Annotated in this window: 20 protein-coding genes; 17 read left to right on the forward strand and 3 right to left on the reverse strand. The window is 46.7% G+C overall.

The window, feature by feature from the left end:
- The first annotated feature begins 64 nt into the window (after window positions 1-64).
- The gene (gene smc / locus LDX50_RS20425; RefSeq protein WP_225698060.1) at window positions 65-3598 is read left to right on the forward strand and encodes a chromosome segregation protein SMC; all 3534 of its coding nucleotides are present in this window, start codon (window positions 65-67) and stop codon (window positions 3596-3598) included.
- Here smc and LDX50_RS20430 read toward each other — a convergent pair.
- Entirely contained in the window at window positions 3595-4332 is a 738-nt protein-coding gene (locus tag LDX50_RS20430) for a TrmH family RNA methyltransferase (RefSeq protein WP_225698061.1), read from the reverse strand. The genes smc and LDX50_RS20430 overlap by 4 nt on opposite strands.
- Window positions 4333-4342: 10 nt before the next feature.
- Between LDX50_RS20430 and tamL the strand changes: the two genes are divergently transcribed.
- Entirely contained in the window at window positions 4343-6781 is a 2439-nt protein-coding gene (gene tamL / locus LDX50_RS20435) for a translocation and assembly module lipoprotein TamL (protein ID WP_225698062.1), read from the forward strand.
- Here tamL and LDX50_RS20440 read toward each other — a convergent pair whose 3' ends face one another.
- Entirely contained in the window at window positions 6782-8890 is a 2109-nt protein-coding gene (locus LDX50_RS20440) for an alpha-ketoacid dehydrogenase subunit alpha/beta (RefSeq protein ID WP_225698063.1), read from the reverse strand.
- A 125-nt stretch (window positions 8891-9015) separates the two neighbouring features.
- Between LDX50_RS20440 and hemF the strand changes: the two genes are divergently transcribed.
- Both hemF and LDX50_RS20450 read left to right on the forward strand, forming a co-directional pair.
- Window positions 9016-9903, forward strand: coding sequence for an oxygen-dependent coproporphyrinogen oxidase (gene hemF, locus LDX50_RS20445; protein ID WP_225698064.1), 888 nt, complete (start codon window positions 9016-9018; stop codon window positions 9901-9903).
- Window positions 9903-10478, forward strand: coding sequence for a phosphatase PAP2 family protein (locus tag LDX50_RS20450; RefSeq protein WP_225698065.1), 576 nt, complete (start codon window positions 9903-9905; stop codon window positions 10476-10478). The genes hemF and LDX50_RS20450 overlap by 1 nt, the downstream gene beginning before the upstream one ends.
- Here the strand turns inward: LDX50_RS20450 and LDX50_RS20455 are convergent.
- Window positions 10461-11057 carry a riboflavin synthase gene (locus tag LDX50_RS20455; protein ID WP_225698066.1) on the reverse strand — a complete coding sequence of 199 codons (597 nt, stop codon included), beginning with the start codon at window positions 11055-11057 and terminating at the stop codon, window positions 10461-10463. The genes LDX50_RS20450 and LDX50_RS20455 overlap by 18 nt on opposite strands.
- Window positions 11058-11156: 99 nt before the next feature.
- Between LDX50_RS20455 and LDX50_RS20460 the strand changes: the two genes are divergently transcribed.
- From LDX50_RS20460 to LDX50_RS20520, 13 genes are all read left to right on the forward strand, one after another.
- Window positions 11157-11732 carry a hypothetical protein gene (locus tag LDX50_RS20460; protein WP_225698067.1) on the forward strand — a complete coding sequence of 192 codons (576 nt, stop codon included), beginning with the start codon at window positions 11157-11159 and terminating at the stop codon, window positions 11730-11732.
- Entirely contained in the window at window positions 11729-12019 is a 291-nt protein-coding gene (locus tag LDX50_RS20465; protein ID WP_225698068.1) for a winged helix-turn-helix domain-containing protein, read from the forward strand. The genes LDX50_RS20460 and LDX50_RS20465 overlap by 4 nt, the downstream gene beginning before the upstream one ends.
- Before the next feature lie 43 nt (window positions 12020-12062).
- Window positions 12063-12563, forward strand: coding sequence for a hypothetical protein (locus tag LDX50_RS20470; protein ID WP_225698069.1), 501 nt, complete (start codon window positions 12063-12065; stop codon window positions 12561-12563).
- A 98-nt stretch (window positions 12564-12661) separates the two neighbouring features.
- Window positions 12662-14161 (forward strand): cysteine--tRNA ligase, encoded by a 1500-nt coding sequence (gene cysS, locus LDX50_RS20475; protein WP_225698070.1) that lies wholly within the window; start codon window positions 12662-12664, stop codon window positions 14159-14161.
- 274 nt (window positions 14162-14435) lie between these two features.
- Window positions 14436-14654 (forward strand): membrane protein insertion efficiency factor YidD, encoded by a 219-nt coding sequence (gene yidD / locus LDX50_RS20480; protein WP_420828564.1) that lies wholly within the window; start codon window positions 14436-14438, stop codon window positions 14652-14654.
- Window positions 14655-14706: 52 nt separating this feature from the next.
- On the forward strand, window positions 14707-15714 hold the full coding sequence (locus LDX50_RS20485; RefSeq protein WP_225698071.1) for an amidohydrolase family protein: 1008 nt from the start codon (window positions 14707-14709) through the stop codon (window positions 15712-15714).
- Entirely contained in the window at window positions 15707-16333 is a 627-nt protein-coding gene (locus LDX50_RS20490) for a DnaJ-like cysteine-rich domain-containing protein (protein ID WP_225698072.1), read from the forward strand. The genes LDX50_RS20485 and LDX50_RS20490 overlap by 8 nt, the downstream gene beginning before the upstream one ends.
- A 106-nt stretch (window positions 16334-16439) precedes the next feature.
- Window positions 16440-18335, forward strand: a complete 1896-nt coding sequence (locus LDX50_RS20495; RefSeq protein ID WP_225698073.1) for a DUF3604 domain-containing protein — start codon at window positions 16440-16442, stop codon at window positions 18333-18335.
- A gap of 65 nt (window positions 18336-18400) precedes the next feature.
- On the forward strand, window positions 18401-19261 hold the full coding sequence (locus LDX50_RS20500) for a peptidyl-prolyl cis-trans isomerase (protein ID WP_225698074.1): 861 nt from the start codon (window positions 18401-18403) through the stop codon (window positions 19259-19261).
- A complete protein-coding gene (locus LDX50_RS20505) occupies window positions 19251-21380 on the forward strand; it encodes a hypothetical protein (protein ID WP_225698075.1) in 2130 nt (709 codons plus the stop codon). The genes LDX50_RS20500 and LDX50_RS20505 overlap by 11 nt, the downstream gene beginning before the upstream one ends.
- Window positions 21377-22042: an ABC transporter ATP-binding protein gene (locus LDX50_RS20510; protein WP_225698076.1), complete on the forward strand. Its 666-nt coding sequence runs from the start codon at window positions 21377-21379 to the stop codon at window positions 22040-22042. Before LDX50_RS20505 ends, LDX50_RS20510 begins: the two co-directional genes overlap by 4 nt.
- Before the next feature lie 53 nt (window positions 22043-22095).
- The gene (locus tag LDX50_RS20515) at window positions 22096-23199 is read left to right on the forward strand and encodes an ABC transporter permease (RefSeq protein ID WP_225698077.1); all 1104 of its coding nucleotides are present in this window, start codon (window positions 22096-22098) and stop codon (window positions 23197-23199) included.
- Complete coding sequence (locus LDX50_RS20520; RefSeq protein WP_225698078.1) at window positions 23196-24119, forward strand: metal ABC transporter substrate-binding protein; 924 nt, start codon at window positions 23196-23198, stop codon at window positions 24117-24119. The genes LDX50_RS20515 and LDX50_RS20520 overlap by 4 nt, the downstream gene beginning before the upstream one ends.
- The last annotated feature ends 35 nt before the right edge of the window (window positions 24120-24154 follow it).

A 24154-nucleotide genomic window follows, 5' to 3' on the forward strand; every position in this document is an offset into this window, starting at 1 on the left:
GAAAGTAATAAATTTGTTTCCTTGCCAAAAGTGGGGCAAATTCTAATAAACACTTCACGCGCGTATGGAGCTTTCAAAGCTGGAGATCAAGGGATTCAAGAGTTTCGGTGATAAGGTCACGATCAATTTCGACAAAGGTATTACAGGTATTGTAGGACCTAACGGGTGCGGAAAATCGAATATCGTCGATTCCATCCGTTGGGTGCTGGGTGAGCAGAGCAGCAAAACTCTTCGTTCCGACAAGATGGAGAATGTGATCTTTAACGGAACCAAGAAAAGAAAGGCTTCGCAAATGGCAGAAGTGAGCCTAACCTTTAATAATACCAAGAACCTCCTCCCTACTGAATACTCGCAGCTAACAGTCACCAGACGATATTATCGCTCCGGAGACAGTGAATACCTGCTCAATGGCATCACTTGCCGGCTGAAGGACATCACCAGCCTGTTCATGGATACGGGTATTGCTTCCAACAGCTACGCCATTATAGAATTAAAGATGGTGGATGATCTCCTGAACGATAAGGACAACAGCCGCCGTGAATTGTTCGAGGAGGCAGCGGGCATTTCTAAATTCAAAAAGCGCAAGAAGGAGACACTCCGCAAGCTTGAAGATACCGATGCAGATCTTGAACGCGTTGAAGACCTGCTTTTCGAGATCGAAAAGAATATGAAATCGCTCGAAAGGCAGGCAAAGCAGACAGAAAAGTACTATGAGTTAAAGGAAGAGTACAAGGCATCCAGCCTGGCACTGGCACGTCTGCGGATCGGCCGTTTTTCTGAGCAGTACAAAGGTCTCCAGAAACAGATCGAAGTTGAGAACGATAAAAAGATCGGCCTCAACAAGCAGATCAAGGAAAAGGAAGCCCTGCTGGAAAAAGCGAAGACAGATCTGATTCACATGGAAAAGACACTGGCCAGCCGGCAAAAAGCGCTGAATGACCATGTGCACAAGACCCGTCAGTATGAGAGCGAGAAGAAGATCAAAAATGAACGCCTGCGGTATCTGAATGACAAGTCAGATAACCTCAAGGAACAGATAGAGCAGGATAAGAAGAGCAGTGAGCGCGCATCCTTCAGCATTGAAAGCCTGCGCCAGGAACGTGTGGCGGCCGAAGACAGGATGCAGGAACTAACAGTCAAAAAAGAAGAGCTCCAGGCGGAATACGAAACACAGAAAAAGAAAACACGCCTGCTGCAGGAAGAGACGGAAACATTGCGCCGGGTTCAGAAGAACGCACAGGAAGAAGTATATCAGCTGCGCAAATCCGTGGAGCTAAAAGAATTACAACTGAGTTCGCTAAAGCAGGAATTGGAGCGAACAGCTTCCAATACCAGTGAGCAAAATGCCAGCCTGCTGGAATTTGAAAAGAAAGCGCAGGCACTGGCCGAGGAATTGGCGGTAAAACGACAGCGGTTTGAGAAAATAAAGAACCAGGAATCCGCATTGCAAAGCCGCATCCAGAATACGCAGAAGACCATCGAAATGATCCGGGAGGAGCTGGCACAAACCAACCGTACACTGGATGCCCGTCAGAACGAGTATAACCTCACCAAATCATTGGTTGAAAACCTGGAAGGATTCCCCGAGGCAATAAAGTTTCTCAAGAAAAAGGCCGGATGGAAAAAAAATGCACCACTCCTGTCGGATATCCTAACCTGTGATGATGAATACCGGGTTACCATCGAGAATTACCTGGAACCATATCTCAATTACTACATCGTAGAGAAGGAAGCAGACGCCTACGAGGCTATCAATATCCTGAGCGATGCGGCAAAAGGGAAGGCACACTTTTTTATTCTTGATTCTTTTGACGGATTCAAACCGAGTGACACCCAACTCTATGACAGCGCATTTCCTGCCACCGAAATCATCGAATATGATGACAAGTACCGGGCGCTGATGTCCTACATTCTGGACCGCGTGTACATATATGAGGGGGATCATACCTCAATCCCGGCTGATGACAGCATATTTATCACAAAGAACGGTAAGGTCACCCGCAGACGATTCAGTATTTCCGGTGGCTCAGTAGGGCTGTTTGAAGGAAAGCGAATCGGAAGAGCGAAAAACCTTGAGAAGCTTGATAAGGAAATCAAATCCCTGAATAAAAAGCTAAGCAGTGTTCAGCAAAGCTTGTCTCAAAATCAGAAGGAGCTGGAAAAACTTCGGGGGGATACCCACCAGTCGGAGCTCGAAGAGATGCAGGAAGAAATTCGTCATATCAATGAGGAATATATCTCCATCAATACCAAAAGAGAGCAGTTTGCTCAAATGCTTTCGGCCGCAGATCTGAGAAAAGAAGATATCCAGGCGAAAATTGAAGAGATCCGGGAGGAACTTGATGATCATCGTCCCAAAGCAGATGAAACCAGCAGGGAGTTAGTCAAGATTGAAGAAAAACTTGCCGGGATGGAAGCTGAGTTCTCGGAAGAAGACCAGCGGCTAAATGAGCGATCCGCCGCATTCAATGAACAAAATATTTATTTCCATCAGCAGGAAAACCGGCTGAAGAGCCTTATCCAGGAAATGGAATACAAGGAAGAGACATTCGAGTCGACACGCGCACGCATCGATAAGAACGTTTCAGAACTTAAGCAAACGGAGGAAGAAATCCGTCAGCTGATCGACCGGTCGGAAGCCACCGATGATGAGCTGATCGCGATGTACGAAGAAAAGGAAGCGATTGAGACCGGCGTAAATGAAGCAGAAAAGGATTACTATGCGGCACGCGGACTCATCGACCGGATCGATAAGGAAGAAAGGGAGATTCAGCGAAGCCGGGAACAGCTTGATACACTCCTGATTGAATTACAAAACAAACTCAACGATACGAAGCTGGAGCTCTCGGCGGTGAAGGAGAGACTTTCGGTTGAGTTCAACATCGAAATGCATTCGCTGATGGAAGATATTCCGGACGAACAACCGGATCCTTCCGCCGTAGAAAACCTCGCCAACACTGTTCAACGTATTAAGGACCGTCTGGATCGAATGGGGCCCATCAACCCCATGGCCATGGAGGCATACCAGGAGATCAAGGAGCGAAATGATTTCATTACTGTACAACGGGATGACCTTATCAAGGCCAAGGAATCCCTCCTTCTCACCATCGATGAAATTGATGCCGTGGCTAAGGAGACGTTTCTGGATGCGTATGAAAAGATCAAGGAAAATTTCGTCAAAGTATTCAGGAGCCTCTTTACCGAGGAAGATGACTGTGATCTGAAACTATCCGATCCGGATAATCCGCTTGAATCAAAAATCGAGATCATGGCGAAACCAAAAGGCAAAAGGCCGCTGACCATCAACCAATTATCCGGTGGAGAAAAAACGCTCACGGCAACCTCCCTCCTGTTTTCGATCTATCTGCTGAAGCCCGCGCCCTTCTGTATTTTCGACGAGGTGGATGCCCCTCTTGATGATGCCAATATTGATAAGTTCAATAACATTATCAAGACGTTTTCAAAGGACAGTCAGTTCATCATCGTAACCCATAACAAACGCACCATGTCCAGTACCGACGTGATCTATGGAATCACCATGATTGAGCAGGGTGTTTCCAGGGTTGTGCCGGTGGATCTGAGAGAATTGGTCGACTAGTGGTGCAGTCTTCGGTAATTGTCCAGCATAATGGCTGTGGCAACACCTACATTCAGTGATTCAGCACCCCCAAAGGAAGGAATGGTCAGTCGTTCGGTAATCAATGCTTCCAGCGATGCGGAAATACCGTGCGACTCATTGCCCATCACCAGTAAACAGTCTTCAGGGAATTTGAAAGAATGGACATTCCGGCCCGACATATCGGCCGCATATACAGGCAAGCCAGCGGTTGCGATGACAGTATCAAGTTCCGCGTAAGATACCTCCACCCGGGTAAAGGAACCTTTCGAGGAGCTGATCACCTTCGGATTGTACAGCTCACAGGTATCAGGCGAAGCACAAATCCGATTAATTCCATACCAGTCGGCCACCCTGAGGATGGTTCCGAAGTTTCCCGGATCATTGATGCCATCCGAAAGTAAGGTAAGGCCGGAGGTCACCGCAAACGGTTGCTCAGGTTTCATTCGAACCAGGGCAATTGCGGCGTCATTGCTCTTAAGGGTTCCGATCGCTGAAAGATCCTCAGATTCCAGTACAGAAAGGCTCTCCAGGAGATGACCATGAAGGCTTCTGAATTTTGAAGTAGCAATGATCTCGGTTATTTCAAAGTCGGAATCAATCACTTCCAGGACACTTTTTTCACCTTCTACAAGAAAAGTTTGCTCCAATTGCCTGTATTTTTTTAATTGGAGTGATTTAATGAACTTCGTGTGGGCCTTTGAGAGTTTTACCATTCGTCATCTTTTGAGGAAATTCAGACATCTAGCATTTTTTACCCTCCTGCTCCTGACGACAGGATGTCTGGGTACACGCCATCTCAAAGAAGGAGAAAAATTATTGGTCAAGCAACAGGTTTCCAAAACCACCAAGGATATTGATACCGAAGACATTTCCCAGCTCTATGTCCAAAAGACCAACCGAAAGGTACCTCTGATTCCATTTGCACCCTATGTAGGACTTTATTATTACGGTCTGAACCGCTATGATATCGCAAAGTATGAGGCAAAAAAGGAGGAAATTCAGGAAAAATATAATCGCAAAATAGCCCGGGCTGAGGGTAAGAAGAAAAAGGTTGACAAATACGAACGCCGAAAGAGAAGGAAAACCGACAAGATTGACCTGAACATTCAGGAAGGCAATACGCTCATGCGGTGGGGTGAACCGCTCGCCGTTTTCGACACATCAAAAACCGCTGCTACTGCCGACAGGATTGAGCAATACCTGCAGTCGAAAGGATATTTTCAGGCCCGTGTAGATACGGCTTTACGCGTAAGCGGACGAAAAGTACGTGTAAAATTCCAGGTGAATCAGGGGCCGGCTTATATCATTGACACACTGATGCTGGAGACCGATGATCCGGTAATCACATCTTTGATGCGTGCTAATAATGAAGAAAGCCTGCTGGTGAAGGGAGAGAATTATAACCAGTCTAAGCTCACCGATGAGCGTCAGCGCATCGATGAAATGATGAAAAACAATGGCTATTTCTCCTTTTCCCGCCAGTATGTTGAATTTGAGGTCGACACTGCCTATGGGGAACCGCAGCATGTCGCCATTCGCACAAAGATCAACAAACCCCTGAACCGTGACCGTCACCGGCAGTTCCGGGTTGACTCCGTAAATTTTATCACCAATAGAAATCAGGGGGTAATTCCAATGAATACCACAACCCCCGAGGAATACAAGAATATCAATTATATTTTCGTCAAGAACCGATATAACACAAAGGTCCTGAACCGACGGATATTCATCGCCCAAAATGAACTCTACAACCGTTCCAACACGTTCAGGACACAACGCCAATTGGCAAACCTCGATATATTCCGGTTTATCAATATCAACTACGATTCCACTGGCGGTAAGCTGGTGGCCAATATTTATACGAGTCCGTTGAAGCTGTATCAGCTTACTTCCGAGATCGGAATGAACGTGACACAGGGCTTTCCCGGGCCATTTGTTAATTTGTCCCTGAAGAAACGTAATGTCTTTGGCGGACTGGAAATTTTTGAAATCTCGGGGCGGATCGGATACGAAGGAGTGCTTCCGGCAACCCAGGTACAGGATGTATATACCAGCGTTGAAGGAGGGATCAATGCCAGCCTTACATTCCCGCAATTCATTATGCCCGTGAGCGCCGAAGTCAAGGAACGCATGGGTAAAGTGAACCCGAAAACCAGGTTAACCGTAGGTTACAGTTATACTGATCGTCCTGAATATATTCGAAAGAATACGAATTTCGCAGCAGTTTATACCTGGCAAAGTGAAAAAAACACATTCTACCAGTTCACCCTGACCGATGCGAGTATCATTCGCTCAACACTCACCGATTCCTTTGAGGAACTGCTGGATTCATTGCGTACGGAAGGAAATAACCTGATCAATACGTTTAATCCTTCTTTCGTTTCTTCGATGATCCTGAGTGCTACCTGGAATAAGAACAGCTACGGACTCAATTATGTGAATTCATCTTTCTACCGGCTATTCGTGGAAAGCGGCGGAACGACATTGAATTTTGTAAATACGAATTTCCTGGAACGTGAAAACCTGGAATTTTATCAATGGATCAAGGCGAATTTTGATTACAGGAATAATAAACCGCTCAATAAAAATACGACCATTGCCTTCCGGTTCAATATTGGCTTTGCCAAAAGTTACGGTCAGAATAATGACATCCTCCCCTATGAAAAATACTTCTTCGCAGGAGGCAGCAACGGCATCAGGGCCTGGAGGCCAAGACGACTCGGCCCGGGGTCATTTGTAAGAATTGATTCAACCATCACCAATAGCGAAGGGCTCATTACACCGGAAGTGGATTACAGTTTTGAGCAGCCGGGAACGATTCTGATGGAAGGCAGTGTAGAATTCCGTAAGAACCTGATCGGATTCATCGACTATGCCTTCTTCTTTGACTTCGGAAATATCTGGAACTTCAAAGATACACGGGACGATGCGGTTTTTAAGCTGAACCGGTTCTACCGTCAGATCGCTGTGGGTTCCGGGGTGGGCCTTCGTTTTGATTTCTCCTTTCTCGTCCTGCGGCTGGATGCAGGTATCAAGGTATTTGATCCCGCCCGTGCGCCCGGTAAAAGGTTTATTTTATCGAGGGGCTTTTACGACGCCCCCTTCACCCGCTCAGCATCTGAAACGGTCATATTCAATATTGGTATTGGATACCCGTTCTGATCAATACGAAAGCAGCCATTCCAGCTCAGACGCAACTTTTTCAGCATTGGGTAACATCTGACTTTCCAGGTGAACATTCAACGGCACGGCAGGCAGGCTTGCTGAACCCATTACACGAACAGGTGCATCCAGATGTTCAAAACATTCCTGTCCGATCTGGCCTGCCAGTGATTCAGCAAAAGAATTCATTTTCTGTTCTTCGGTAAGCACCAGGACACGATTATGGGTACTTACTTTTTCGGCAATCAGATCCCAATCAACCGGATGGAGCGTACGAAGGTCCAAAACAGATATTCTGCCCTCAAAGTTCTTCGCTGCTGCAGTGGCCCAGTACACGCCCATACCATACGTCACGACCAGTACGCGGCTCTGTGAACCTTCAGCTGCTTCAAGATGCATTCTGCCCTTTCCGAGCGGAATAACGTAATCTGAATCAGGTTCTATCGTTTTTGCTTCCGCCGTTCCGGGAACCTTTGACCAGTACAGGCCCTTGTGCTCCAGCATTACTACCGGATTCGGATCGTAAAAGGCTGCTTTGAATAATCCCTTCATATCGGCGGCATTCGACGGATAAACGACCTTAATGCCGCGGATGGCCAGTAACGCGGATTCCACGCTGCCGCTGTGGTACGGTCCGCCCCCGCCATAGGCACCGGTTGGTACACGGATGAGGGATTGAACAGGAAATTTACCCATCGACAGATAGCAGCTTTTCGAAAGTTCCTCCACCAATTGGTTAATGCCCGGCCAGATGTAATCGGCGAACTGAATCTCGACGATCGGCTTGGTGCCTACCGCAGACATTCCCGCCGTGGAACCTACGATATATGCTTCCTGAATAGGTGTGTTGAACACGCGTGTGTCTCCATATTTCTGGGCCAGTGTGGCCGCCTCACGGAATACACCGCCCAACGTTCCTCCTACGTCCTGGCCATATAACAAGGCTTCAGGATGCTTTTTTAATATTTCATCGACTGCATGCAGGGCGGCATCAACCATCACCACCTTCTCCCCACCCTCAGGGTGCCGGTTGCCTTTCTCTTCTACAATAGGGGTAGGCGCGAAGATATGTGTATCAAATTCAGACGGATCCGGCTCGGGGGCATCTACAGCATATTGATAATCGGATTCCACCACCTTCTCGGCAGCCTCCCGCAATTTCTTGAGACGGGCTGTGCTGACCCCCATCTGGCGCAATGCTTTCTCATAAACTGGAATCGGATCCTGGGCTTCATGGGCCTTAAGGTCGTCATCCCCCCGATACCATTCCTTACGAACCCCGGAAGTATGATGCCCCAGCAAAGGACAGGTGGCATGAACAATTGCCGGACCCTTTCGGTCGCGCACATAATTCATCGCCTCTTTGATCGTACGGTAGGACGCCATGAAATCAGCGCCGTCTACCTGATAACGCTTCATACCCTTAAACCCTGCTGCAAATTCATAGGCATTCATTGCACGCATCTCTTTTCCCGTAGCAGAAATCCCCCAATCATTGTCCTGCACCACATAGAGGATGGGCATGTTTTTCAGGACGGCCATCTGGAAGGCTTCACTTACTTCTCCCTCGGTGATAGAGCCATCCCCAAAGGAACAGAATACCAGGCCCTTCTCTTTCTCTATCAGTTCCATGTCTTCCAGGTACTGGAGGCCCTGTGCCATACCTGTGGCCGGGATGCCCTGCATACCTGTAGCACTGCTCTGATGCGGAATTTTGGGGAAACCGTCCCTGTCAAGGGAAGGATGCGCATAATAGGTCCGCCCACCCGAGAACGGGTCATCCTTGCGTGCCAGGAGCTGAAGCATGAGTTCGTAGGGCTGCATACCGATTCCCAGCAATATTGATTCATCACGATAGTACAGGGAGGCATAATCCCTGCCTGTCAGCTGCAAACCGATGGCCAGCTGGATCGCTTCATGCCCGCGTGATGTGCTGTGCACATATTTGCTGCAAATGTCGCGATGCTCATCATAAAGATCAGACATCCGCCTTGCCGTGCACATCAGCTGATAAGCCTTCAGCAATATGTCTTCAGGTATATCAGCAGGGAAACTGTTTTTTTTGGTGGTTGATGCTTTTCCCGGTACCGCTGCTTTCGTTGTCGACATAGTCTTTTTCTGTTTCAATCGTTTGCGAAGTTACTGAATTTGATGCTTTTTGCCCTCCTTGGGAATTAGAATTTAACGACTTCTTTATACTCGGGTATTCGATCGGATTTGACTAGTTTTGCCAGATGCTCACCAAAGAAAATATTGCCGAAAGCTATCGCGACCTGCAGAAAAGAATTATTGGCGGACTGGAAAGTGCTGATGGTCAGGGTTCTTTTGAAACCGATACCTGGGAACGCCCTGGCGGTGGTGGCGGCATTTCACGCGTGATACGCAACGGAAGGATCATTGAAAAAGGAGGTGTGAACTTTTCAGAGGTTTACGGGGAAACACCGGATAACATTTTACGGTCTATGGATTTACCGAAGGCCGACTTCTTTGCTACCGGGGTTTCCATTGTACTTCATCCCAAAAATCCAATGGTACCGATTATCCACATGAATGTGCGCTATTTTGAAATGACGTCGGGCCACTGGTGGTTTGGTGGTGGAATTGACCTGACCCCGCATTATGTAAACCGGGAAGATGCCAGGTACTTCCATCAGTCACTGAAAGACGTTTGTGACCGTTATGATTCGGGCTATTATCCAAAATTCAAAAAGTGGGCTGATGATTATTTCTACCTGAAGCATCGTGAAGAAACACGAGGAATCGGCGGGATATTTTTTGATCGCCTGGATGGCAATAAAACGCATATCCACGATTTCACCATTGCACTTGGGGATCTCTTTGCACCACTCTATGCGCATTTCATGAAGAAGAACCATGAAATTGAATACGGTGAGAAAGAGGTCAACTGGCAACGGCTACGCAGAGGACGGTATGTTGAGTTCAACCTGGTGTGGGATCGGGGAACAAAATTCGGACTGGAGACCAACGGGCGTACAGAATCGATCCTGATGAGTCTTCCTCCACTTGCCGGTTGGGAATACAATGCTGTACCGGAAAGTGGAAGCAGGGAGCATAAGACGCTCCAGTTGCTTAAAAAAGATATCAACTGGCTGTCTGAGTAATGGAACAACTCGCAGAACTGGATAAGGATCTATTTTTTATACTGAATGGTCTGCATACTGCCTGGCTTGACCCGGTGATGTATTATATCTCGCAGACACTTACCTGGTTGCCGGTATACCTGCTTTTCATGTGGTTGCTCATCAAAAATTTCGGATGGAGGACTGTCCTCTGGCTTACAGGATTGGCTCTGGCCATCACCCTGGCGGATCAGGTTACATCCGGACTGATGAAACCTTTCTTTGAGCGTTTCAGACCATCACGGGATCCATCCTTTGAGGAGGGACTTGTGCATATTGTAAACGGATACAGGGGTGGTAAATTCGGTTTTGCATCTTCCCATGCTGCCAACGCGTTTGCTGTTGCCACATATCTGTACTTGCTGTTAAGAAATTCGGTACGATACTCAGGCTATCTCTTTGTGATGGCGGCGCTCATCGCCTACAGCCGCATTTATCTGGGTGTTCACTATCCAGCTGATGTTATTGCAGGGGGTGCCATCGGAATCGTAGCAGGAAGTTTGTGTTACCGTCTTGCAATGCTGGCAAACAACAAATGGTTAAAGTCGACCGCTTAGGGTAAGTATTCGCTGCACATACTTGCCTACGACATCAAACTCCAGGTTTACCAGATCTCCGGGATTCAGATTTTTCATTGTCGTATGTTCATAGGTATAAGGAATGATGGTAACGGTGAATTCCGTTCTGCCGACATTAAAACAGGTAAGGCTAATGCCATTGATGGTTACAGATCCTTTCTCCACCATGAACTTGCTGAATTCAGCCGGGAAACGGAAAGTAAACAGCCAGCTTCCGTCACGCTCCTCCCGCCGAGTTACCTCGCCCACTGAGTCCACATGTCCCTGAACAATATGGCCGTCGAATCGTCCGTCGCTTTTCATGCATCGCTCGAGGTTAACAGCTGCTCCGGGCTTTAAATGACCCAGGGATGACTTTCGAAGTGTCTCTTCCACCGCAGTTACACGGTGATTATTCTCCCCTACCGCCGTTACGGTAAGGCAGACACCGTTATGAGAGACACTCTGGTCCACTTTAAGTTCAGATGAAATCGGACTTTCGATATCGAAATGCCGGTTGGAGCCTGATGTCTCTATGGCTTTTACTGTTCCGGTTGCTTCAATTATTCCTGTAAACATGTGTTCGTTGTATACCTCAAAAATACATTTTTGAGGGCACATTTGGAATTCTGAAAATTAATATCTTACTTTGGTTTATAATATAAACTACTTTATACAATGAAAACATCAGACACCATTCAATCATCGGAGGAAAGCTTGGCGATCATACAACGGATGATCAGTCAGACCCGCGGCAATATGCGCAGCGGTGGGTTTTACTTCATTCTTTGGGGCTGGATCGCCGTACTGGGTAACCTCGGCCATTATCTTATTGCAATGTATACTGATTATCCACACCCCTACATTATCTGGCTGATCAGTATTCCGGGATGGCTGATCAGTATGTGGTACGGAAGAAGACAGGAATCACGTGCAAGGGTCGTCAATTTTACCGACCGCCTGATCATGTGGACCTGGGTGGGTTTCGCCTTTTCGATCATCGTGATCATATTTTCGGGAAAATTCGCCGTCTATATTCCTGCTTTAATCCTTATACTTGCGGGTATGGCTACATTCATTACCGGTTGTATCACCCGTTATAAGCCCGTTATCTATGGGGGAAGCTCGCTATGGATCTTCGCTGCACTGGCGTTATATGTATCGCCGCAAAACAGCCTGTTGGTTTCCGCCCTCGCCATCGCAGTTGGTTATCTCATCCCGGGCTATCTCCTAAAATTCAAAAAGGAATCATGACCGCGTTTAATGATCTGGATCCCCTGTTGCACTCCCAGCTTCGACTGGCAGTAATGTCCATTCTCATGAATGTGGAATCAGCTGAATTTGTGTACCTGAAGGAACAAACCAACGCCACAGCCGGAAATTTGAGTGTACAGCTGGACAAGCTGTCAACCGCCGGGTACATCCAGGTGGATAAATCCTTCCGTGGCAAGAAGCCGGTTACCACATGCCGTATTACCAAAGCAGGTATTCAGGCTTTCAGACAATACGTGAAAGACCTGGAGAAATACCTGAAACCATAGTCTTTTTTTTAACCATTAAGTTTATAATATAAACCAGTTTATTATGAAAAATCTAGCAATCTTTATCATTCCTCTTGTTTTCGGATTTCATCATATCCATGCACAGAAAACTATGGAGGACCTTTTAAAAACCGAGAGCACCTGGGTGGGTGAAGGCTACCAGCAAATGCCACAGGGCGACCGTGTGGAATTTAAACAGACCGAAGAGGTGACAGTACTGCTGGATGGAAAACTCCTCATGTTCCATGGAACAGGGACCGATAAAAATTCAGGGCAAGTAGGATTTGAAGCCGTAGGAATCCTGTTTCAGGATCCTTCCAGCAGTAAAACGCAAATTCATGCGTGGACGAGTGATGGTCGTTTTACTGCCGCGGATGTAACATTCACCGATTCGGGGTTTTACTGGCAATTTGATGTCCCAAATGGTGGAACCGTTCGATATACAATTGAATTGACAGATACCACCTGGAAGGAAACCGGCACCTACTCCCCTAACGGAGAACAGTGGTATCCCTTCATGGGAATGGAGCTGAGCAGGCAATAATCAGGCATCGGAATAATGAATAGTTGGAAGAGGAATCTTCTTTCACTATTCATTATTCATCGATATATTTTAACTTCGTGTTTTGAAATTGAAAAAGCATGTCGTTACGCGAGGAATTTCCCATAGAACTGTACAACACCCTAACCCGAACCAAAGAAAAATTCGAGCCGCAGCATGAAGGCCATGTGGGAATGTATGTTTGCGGACCGACAGTATACAACGATGTACACCTGGGGAACGTCCGCACGTTTTTAAGTTTTGATGTCATCAACCGCTATTTCCGTTACCTCGGATATAAAGTTCGGTACGTACGGAACATTACGGATGTCGGGCACCTGGAGAACGATGCAGACGAGGGGGAAGACAAGATCGCGAAGAAAGCCCGCCTTGAAGAGCTCGAGCCCATGCAGGTGGTGCAGCAATATACCAACGGGTTTCATTCCGTTTTGGAAGAGTTCAACCTGCTCCCCCCCGACATAGAACCTACTGCTACCGGGCATATCATTGAACAGATCGAATGGGTAAAAACCCTTCTTGAAAAGGGACTTGCCTATGAAGTAAATGGCTCGGTTTATTTCGATGTTACCAAATACAATGAGTCGCACGATTACGGCAAACTCTCCAATCGTAAAATCGAGGAACTCATGGACAGCGGACGTATGCTGGACAGTCAGGATGAAAAGCGTAACAAGATAGACTTCGCGATTTGGAAAAATGCCTCCCCTGCTCATATTATGCGCTGGCCGTCTCCCTGGGGTGATGGCTTCCCGGGATGGCACCTGGAATGTTCAGTGATGAGCACCAAATATCTTGGCGAGACTTTCGATATTCACGGAGGCGGAATGGATCTCGTATTTCCTCACCATGAATGCGAAATCGCTCAATCCGTTGGATGCAAGGGTCATGACCCGGCCAAATACTGGCTCCACACCAATATGCTTACGGTGGAAGGTCAGAAAATGAGCAAGTCACTTGGCAACTCATTTCTGCCACATGAATTGTTTACCGGTAATCACCCACTCCTGGATCGTGGCTATCCGCCGATGGTCGTCCGCTTTTTCATGCTGCAGTCCCATTACTCAAGTACCCTGGATTTCAGCAATGAGGCATTGGGCGCTGCTGAGAGAGGGTATAAGAGACTCATGGAAGGATTTAAAACGGCCCGTCAGCTTGAATATACACCGGGTGCAGTCGACACTGCCTTTGATACCGAGGTAAACGCACAGATCGATGCGATTTTCAAAAACCTTAGTGATGACTTTAATACGGCCAAAGCGCTGGCTTCTTTGTTTGATCTGACTTCCGTTATTAATAACCTGAAGACGGGAAACAAAAAAACGGGCGCATTGAGTAAGCCGACGTTCGAACGGCTCATCACCCATTACACCGGTATCATCACAGATGTTCTCGGGCTGAAGTCGGAACAGGAAAGCAACAGTCACCTGCTTGACGGAACCCTGGATGTGCTGATCAATCTGCGCACTGATGCCAAGCGCCAGAAAAATTATGCCCTGGCTGATCAGATCCGGGATGATCTGAAGAGAATCGGCATCACACTGAAGGATGGAAAAGACGGAACAGAATACTCTATTGATTAGCACTTATGTAGTACATAGTCAGTAGTCAGTAGTCAGTAGTCAGTAGTCAGTAGTCAGTAGTGTAGTGAATAGTAGTGAATAGTAGCGGGTTAATAGTTTTTGGTGTATCACTTACTATGAAATCATAACATGACTGGGAACGCTTAAATGCAAAATTGAGTTATATAAAAAAACCGAAAATAAACCGACAACTACATACTCTCAAACTATCAACCGTCACTACTGACCACTGACTACTGACTACTGACTACTGACTATACTAAAGTCCATATTAATCTTCCCCATCCGCATATACCAGTATGCGATAAGTCCGCTTTTGGGCTCCAACTGCCGGCACTCCCCTTCTTGTTCGAACTATACCATTGAGGCCATCAACGAATGGGGACCGGTAAAGGGTACCTGGCTGGGCTTGAAGCGGATTGCCCGTTGTCATCCCTGGGGTACTCACGGGTATGATCCTGTCCCGGAGAATCCAAAAAAGAAACAGGGTTAGGTAATATTCTTCCGCATTTGATACTTTTGTTTCAGGCAATACCCTTCATTCCATGCTAAAGATTGACATGCACACCCATATCATCCCGAAAGAGATGCCCAACTGGACCGAGAAATTCGGGTATGGAGATTTCATCTATCTTCAGCACCACAGGGATGGCTTTGCCAAAATGATGAAGGGAAATCAGTTCTTTCGTGAAATCGAGGAGAACTGCTGGGATGCTGAAGTCAGAATTCAGGAATATGCCGCATTTAACACCCAGGTACAGGTGGTATGCACCATTCCGGTTATGTTCTCCTATTGGGCCAAACCGGATGATTGCCTTGATTTATCCCGGTTCCTGAACGATGATATCGCACAATTGTGCAGCGATTATCCCAGGAATTACATTGGACTGGGCACTGTACCCATGCAGGACACGGATTTAGCCATACAGGAGCTCCAGCGGTGCAAGGAACTGGGATTGCCCGGCGTACAAATCGGGTCCAACATCAATAATGAAAATCTCAGTGAACCGCGCTTCTTCAGGTTTTTTGAAGCCTGCGAGCAGCTGAATATGGCCGTACTGGTCCATCCCTGGGAAATGATGGGCATGCAGCATATGACAAAATACTGGCTGCCCTGGCTTGTGGGAATGCCTGCTGAAACATCACGGGCTATTTGCTCCCTGATCTTCTCCGGGACCCTTGAACGATTGCCGGATCTCCGTGTTAACTTTGCGCATGCCGGCGGTTCGTTTTTATCAACCCTCGGAAGGGTCGAGCATGGATTCAATTGCCGGCCTGACCTGGTGGCAATCGACAACAACGTTCCACCCAGCAGCTATTTGGGCAAATTCTGGGTAGATTGTATCACACATGATCCGAAAATGCTCCAGTATGTGCTTGACCTGCAAGGTTCAAAACGCATCACATTAGGTACTGATTATCCGTTTCCCCTGGGGGATCTGGAAATTGGCAAGTTTATTGAAGATATGAATTTAGATCAGGGTGTGGTTGAAGATATTTTCTGCAATGCAACCATGGAATGGCTGGATTTGAATAAAGAAGATTATGTATAGGTTGATTTTGTTTATCGGTGTTCTGCTGACCTCCTTCACTCTTTCCGCCCAAACGGAACAGGAAAAAATCCGGGAAGATATTGCCCAGCGCCAGGCCCAGTATCAGACCGCTCTGGACAGGCTGATTGAAAACGGCGTTGAAAAAATGGATGCCGGGGATTTCGAAGGCGCCAATGTGATATTTAAGGATGTACTTAAAAATGCGCAGGTGGTACCTACCGAGATGACTTTTTATTTCGGAAAGAATTCGTTCTATCTGGAAAAATATGAGCAAAGCATAGATTGGCTGAACAAGTATATCCAGCTTAAGGGAACCCAGGGAAGGTATTTCGAAGAAGCCACCGATCTTCTGAATAAATCAAATGCCGCTGTACGCCTCATGCGGCAGCAAGAAGCCAAAGCGACCGAAGCCATACTGGCCGCCGACTATGATATCGATTGCGGACCAACAGGCATGGTGATCTGCCCGGTATGTCAGGGACGTGGCGTGATCATTACCAAAACATCTTTTGGTCAGAACTACAGGGAATGTCCGTACAGTGACGAACATGGCCTGCTCACCTGCGAGGAATACAACCTGTTGTTAAAAGGCAAACTCGAAAAAAAGATCAATAACTGATCCTTTTGTTTGAAATTATAAAAACAGGCAAATTAGAAAGGGTACAGGATTACTCTGATTTTCAATAACCGATCTGAACGGTTAGATTTAGCTAAACTTTAAATCCATGACTTTCAAATTTTTGCCTGGTCTGCTGGCCATTATAGTCTTCACAAGCTGCGAAACTTCAACCAAACAAAACAATACAGAACAAAACACGGCAACCTCTCCTTTGCCTGAGGTCGTGAACAATCCCGATAAAGACGTTTATTTCGGGGATACGCACTACCATACCACTTTATCAGGTGACGCATTTGGTGGCGGTACCCGGATTACTGCTGAACAAGCATTGCGCATGGCGATGGGGGAACCGATGAAAACAAGTACTGGGCAGGACTTTCAAATCAGAAGACCCTATGATTTTCTTGTAATCACCGATCATGCAGAGGGGTTCGGAGTATTCGATGAGATAGCAGCCGGCAATGATATTCTTATGGCTGATTCCACGGCAAAAAGATGGTTCAACCTGCTTCAGGGCGGCGAGGAGGAAGCGAAACAGCTGGCAGTTGAAATTCCGTATGCACTGGCCAATAATAAACTTCCGGAACCTGTTACCAATCCCGAAACCGCCATTCCAATTCTCAGGTCGGCATGGCAGAACTTTACATCCCTGATCGACAGATACAATCAACCCGGAAAATTCACAACCATCATTGGTTACGAGTGGACATCTGTCCCCACCGGAAACAACTTACACCGGAATATCTTCTTCAGGGACGATAAGGAAAAAGTGAATCAAATACTTCCATTCTCCGCCCTGCAAAGTGAGGATCCTGAAAAACTCTGGGAATTTCTTTCTTCCTACGAGGAAAAGACCGGTGGCCGGGTTTTTGCGATTCCACATAACGGGAATATTTCCGGAGGTTTAATGTTCAATACACTTGATGCCTCGGGCAATCCTATAACTGCTGAATACGCGCAAAAAAGGCAGAAATGGGAGCCAATGTATGAAATTACCCAGATCAAGGGAACAGGTGAAACCCATCCGATGCTGTCACCTACGGACGAATTTGCGAATTTTGGTATCGCCGGATGGGATAATGGAAATCTTACCCTGGATATTTTGGAAACTCCGGAACAACGCAAATATCAATATGCCCGAAAGGCATTGATTGACGGCTTGCAGTTGGAGAAGGAACTGGGTATTAATCCTTATAAATTCGGTTTTGTTGGAGCTACCGATACGCATACGGGCATTCCCAGCGTGGATGATGATAACTGGTGGGGTAAGCACGTCAGCTCAGAAAAATCCCCAAAACGATTGATGGAAAATGTAAAGGAATTGAATGGAGCAACGCGATACGGCTATGGCTATCTGGCCGGCGGTCATACCGCTGTCTGGGCGGAATCCAATACACGTGAATCGATCTGGGATGGCCTGGCAAGCAAGGAAGCCTACGGCACTACTGGTACGCGGATTAAACTGCGGGTTTTTGCCGGGTATCAATTTACAGAAAGTGATATGAATCGGGATAATTATATCCGTTATGCGTACGATAATGGTTTGCCGATGGGCGGTGATCTTCAGGCCAGTCAGATTGCCCCTAAATTTCTCATCCATGCCATGAAAGACCCTGAATGGGCGAATCTTGACCGGATCCAGGTGATCAAAGGTTGGGTTAAAGATGGAAAATCCTATGAAAAGATCTACAATGTCGCATGGTCCGGGGATCGCCAAACAGATGCCGGCGGAAACATACCCCCTGTTGGTAATACCGTTCGGATTGAAGATGCCACCTATACGAATGAAATTGGTGCTGCCGAACTAAAAACGATATGGGAAGATCCTGATTTTGACCCTTCTGTCCCGGCATTCTACTACGTCAGGGTACTGGAAATCCCGTCCCCCACCTGGCAATTATATGATATTGTAAAGTACGGACTTACAGAATTTCCCGAAGATGTCCCATTGGTACAACAGGAACGGGCATGGTCCTCACCTATCTGGTATGATCCCAGGTAAACCACCTCATGTTTGAGCTTGAATTAAATTGCATTGGTAATCAACTTTTGTAATTTAAGGTCTGCATGAAACAACTTTTTTCTTCGCCGATCTTCCACATCCTTGCTTTTGGTGCGCTACTGGCCATCGTTCTCATTGTGACTGTTGGACCCAAACTTCCTTCATCAAAGGATAAGCAGGTTTTAATTGCAGATGACGACGTCGCTCACTTGCTGGTTATGTGGCAAAAAACCTGGCAACGTCCCCCTACCCGGGAAGAACTGCGCGGTGCACTAAACGGGTATGTGCAGGATGAAATTCTGTACCAGGAAGCCATCAACCGGAATCTTGACTATAACAACGCGATGGTTCGGCAAGCATTGATTGTTCAGATGAATATGCTCGCAGAAACACAAGGTTCAGGCGATAAAATAACTGAAGAGAGCATACAGGCCTATTATGCCTTGCGAAAGGACCAGTTTGTGCTTCCGGCTCGAATTAGTTTCGCACAGCTTTATTTCAGTCCGGATAAACACCCGGCGCTAGAAAGTCATGTAAATGAAGTCCTCACCCGCATAAGTCAGGAGGAAATTCAAGATATCCACGAGCTTGGTGATCCTACCATGCTCAATTCCGAATACAAGGATTATGCAGCAAATGATCTGTTGAAAATATTTGGTGAGAATTTCGCCGAAGAAGTGTTTACCATTAATCCCGGCGAATGGACAGGCCCCATTGCTTCTGCTTACGGGCTGCATCTGGTGAAAGTACAGGAGGTAACAGCGGAAGCACCCGCTCCTATCGATCTTGTGCGTAATGAAATAATGCGTGAAATTGAATATGAAGAGAAGGAAGCGGCCAGGGAACAGTTTTTCACTGAACTGATCAGACAATATGACATCGTCTATGAAGGAACTGCCAAAGAAGTGATGAAAGATGATGAATAAACATCTGGTTTTCAGCTGCTTATTCAGCATAATTTTATTTCTGATACCAAAAACGGCATCGGCAGACATTGTATATCCGGCCCGTCTTGAAATAACGGAAATCTCACCGGGTGTTTATGAAGTCTACTACGTACTGCCCGTGGTTCAGGGTAAGGTTCTGAAAGCAGAAGCGATCCTTCCTGAATTATGCCAACTGATAACCGACAGAAAAATTGGCGGTGACGCCTTCATTAAATGGGAACGATGGACCATCCGCTGCACTGAATCCCTTCATGGCAAAAAGATAGGCATTGAAGGGCTCCAGGGAAGCCAGATCAGCATCATTTTAAAAATAAGCATGATAAATGGAAGGGTTTATGAGACCTCCCTGAGCCCGGTAAACGCCTTTTATCTTGTGCCTGAACCACCGTCATTTTTCAACATTGCAGGCCCCGCGATCAGGGATGGACTGAACATACTTCTTTCAACAGGCGGATTGTATTTTCTCTTGCTGATTCTTTTCATGATGAAGGCCCGGAGCTTCAACTGGCTGAATTTGTTCCTGTTATCAACTGCAATTGCTGTTGGAAATTTTCTGGCCACAGATCAACTCCTGATTATACCGGGCTATATGGGTTTGTTAATTCCATTGATCCTTGCGGCACTTTGCTCCATACACTACCTGCACAACCGGGCTCTGCCATCTGTAATCACACACTGGTTTGCCATCGTTTCCATCGGAATGATCATGGGCGCATCAATGCCCGTTTTAGGATCATCCCTTGGGCTCACAGAAAGTGAGATGATGCTAACGGTTCTTTTCAGATGGGTTGGAATTTTCGCAGGTCTGATTCTTGCATATCTACTCATTCGGGAAGGCCTGCATTTATTCAGATACTTTCTTCTTGATAAAGAACGCTGGCTGGTCTATGCTGTAGGCATAGGATCTGTGGGATGGCTCATCTACGAATCAAGCCTGTTCCTTATTGCACCTGCATTGCTCCCCAAGATGATACTTTACAGTCTCATTTTACCCATTCTATTAGGATTGATGGTGAACCTGTCGGATCGATCGGCTGAGCGGACCCTGTTGCTCTTCAGCAGTTCATCCATTGCCGGACTGGTTTGGGGACTTTTTGTAAATCTTCCCATCATTGTGATTCCCGCCATTATGGGAATCGTGTTTATACTTATCACGCTGGTACTGTATAAAACTACCATACGCCCGCTAATCTGGACATTGATGGTATTGCTGATCGGTATCGGGGGAGGCTGGGCTACAGGATACTTTACTGAATTAAACCAGTCCTATGCGATCGGCCACGGGATTGCATACTGGCTTTACAGTACCGCTGTGTTCATCTTGACTGTTACACTGTTCACCGCATCCGGCAACGTAAAGCAGGGTTCAGGAATATCCGGGATATTGCTGACGGCAGCAGCAAGCGGACTTTTCATATTATTTATTCGGGATTCATATTCGGAAGACCTCCGTGAATTGATCGCCATGGGAAAAATACCGGTGCCTTTCGTAAGTATCTTATTAATCATTGCAGCCCTGTATTTCTGGCCGCGCAAAAGACGGATCCATGAGAAAATGAATATGGCCCAGCGTACACCGCTTACCTCAGTCATACTTATTGCTATGGCACTGGTATGCCTTCCTTTTCTAAATTTACGTATGCAAAATCCTATTAGCGATAGCGGGTTAACCGATTCAGGTAGTGCCCGCCAGATCCTGCAAGGCATCCTCAGTAATACGTATGAGTCATTTAATATTTCAGATGAAGATCAGTTATTCGAACAACTGTCGGCCAGTGTGGATGAAGAGCTGATCGACGAGGTATACCTGGACAGCAGACGACGATTGAACGCAGGAGTTCGTCTGGGTGCTGAGGTCCGGATCCGTAATGTTGAAGTTCTAAGCATAGAAAATATCCATCAGAGATCGATTAATTCCTATGAATACGATGCGGAGTGGGTGGTCATCGCCCGTGTAAAACATCTTCAGCACATTCACTTCAGAAGAAATAAATACCTGGGAACCATTCAAATGCACCAGGTGGAAAATCAATGGAAGATTTCAAATATTGAATTAAAATCTGAAGACAGGTCGATTGTACCTGCGTCGGCGTCATGATCAAATGCCAGAACATATTATTTCGGTATCCTGACCAGTATTTTGAACTGAAGATACCCGACTTAACGGTTTACGATCACGAGCAGGTGGCTGTTATCGGTTCCAGCGGCACAGGGAAAACAACGCTGCTGCATTTGATTGCCGGTATTCTGGAGCCGGCAGAAGGCTCCATAGAAATCGATAACATCGATCTTACACGTTATGGCAAGGAGGACCGACAGGACTTCAGGATAGTCAGAATCGGACTGGTCTTCCAGGAGTTCGAATTACTTGAATATCTTTCTGTACTTGACAATATCCTGCTCCCATTCATGGTGAACCCGGTACTTCGGCTATCGGAAACTTCGCGGAAGTTGGCCGGGGAACTCGCAGACAGTGTGGGTCTGAGCACGAAAAAACAACGGCTTCCGGGTCAATTATCACAGGGAGAACGGCAACGTGTTGCTGCCTGCCGGGCACTGGTCACCCAGCCAGACGTATTGCTTTGCGATGAACCAACAGGCAATCTCGACCCTGCAAACAGGGACATTGTATTGAATACACTCCTGAACTACAGCATTCAAAATAAGAAACCCCTGGTCATGGTCACTCATGATCATGAGATCCTGTCAAAATTCAGTCGCATTGTAAACATAAATGATTACAGCCTATCAAAACTGTAGTATACATAGCGTGGCGATACATCCGGTTTCATAAGTACAAAACCCTTGTACTTGTGTTATCGATCGGGCTAATACTTTTCATACCACTAGGGTTAAACAAACTTGTAAATGAGGGCGCTGGCCGGTTGACCGGACGTGCTGAATCCACTCCCCTTTTGGTGGGCACTTTGGGAAGTCAGACGGAGCTGACACTAAGTGCCCTGTATTTCAAGGAGGCGGCATACCGCCCCATGCAATACCGTGAATTTGACAGTTTACGGTTTGAGGTTGATGGCAAGGTTTATCCGATGCATCTGAAATTCAGGGCTGGTGAACAACCGATTGTGGGTACTTCTCCAGAATATGTGACGTTTCGAAACATGACCTTCAGTGAAGGCCGGAACTTCGTTATGCTGGGCGAATGTATCCTGGGGGCGAAGGCCGCCGAGGCACTTCAGGCAGGTGTTGGCGACGCAGTCATTTCAAGTCCGGCTGGCGCTTTCGACGTAGCCGGGAGTTTTCCGTTAAAAATGAAGGTCGCAGGGGTTCTTAACCCGGTAAATTCACCCGATGACGAAGCGGTATTTACCGACATCAAGACAACCTGGGTTATTGAAGGACTGGCACACGGGCATGAGAATGTCGAAAATTCAGAAAATCAAATGCTCCTGAAAACCGATAGCCTGATCATCGCCGGTCCGGCGGTTCTTTCCTACACCGAGATCACAGAAGAAAACAGGACATCATTCCATTTCCATGGCCAGGAGGCTAATTACCCGATACATGCTATCATTGTTGAGCCACGCAATGACAGGGAACGCATTCAGTTGCGCGGGCGATATGAGTCACGGACCGACAATATTCAAATGATTGTACCTGCAGATGTCGTGAATGAACTGGTGGCTACGGTTTTCACAATTCGGGATTTGGTCTTCAAAGCCGGGGTCTTCATTGGCATCGCAACACTATGCATTGCAACACTGGTGTTCATACTTTCTGTCAGACTTCGGAAAAATGAACTTAACACTATCCGCAAGATGGGCGGCTCGGGTCGATGGATACAACAGGTTCTTGGCCTGGAAATCGTCATCGTTTTAACCCTGAGTATTGGTACCGCCTGGATAATTACCCTGTTCGTGAGTACTTTTAGTAATGAGATTATTGAAAAATGGATATGAATAACTTAGGTAAAATCAGCTTCGCACTAATCCTGTCGGCACTTTGCGTTTTTTCCTGTGAGTCGAAGAAGGATGCGGAAACCACAGATGCAGAACCTGCATCATTCACTGTTTACACGTCGAACTATCCGCTGTATTATTTCACAAGCAGGGTTGCCCCCTCCAACGTGGAAGTGCGCTTTCCTTTTACCAATACCTCCGATCCGGCGTATTGGGAAATAATTCCCGATACGGTTAATCAAATGCAATCGGCGGATTTGATCTTCATCAATGGCGCCTCCTATGAGCAATGGTTAATATCGGTGTCATTGTCCACATCGACCCTTGTGAATACATCAGAATCAATTGTCGATAAATTTATTACCACGGATGAATCTGTTGTTCACAGCCACGGGGAGGAAGGTGAACATGCCCATAGCAAAACTGCCTTCACAACCTGGATGGATATGGAACTTGCAACAGCACAGGCGGCTTCGATCAGGGATGCGCTGATAAGGATTGCCCCTGAACATGCTGCGGAGATTGAATCAAATTTCGAATCGTTGCGCAATGACCTAAACCAGCTGCATCAGGAATTTAAAACTGCTGCAGATACTGAACTTAAGGTAGTATTTTCCCACCCCGTATATCAGTATTTTACGAATGCCTATAACCTGGGCGGTCCGAGTGTGCACTGGGAGCCTGATGAATCACTTACAGATGAAATGAAACATGATTTTGCCCACCTGGCTGAGGAAGAGGGTCCATTTGATATTATGATTTGGGAAGGGACACCACTGGCGGAAAACGTCGAATTCCTTAATTCCATAGGCGTGCGCAGTATTGTAATCAGTCCGTGTGCCGCGTTGCCGGATTCAGGAGATTTTCTTGAGGTTATGCGAAAAAATATTGCGTCCCTGGAGGCAACGAAAGTGAAATAAAATTCGACAATTTTTATTATCTTTCTTTGCTTCCG

The organism is Fulvivirga sedimenti (assembly GCF_020328055.1).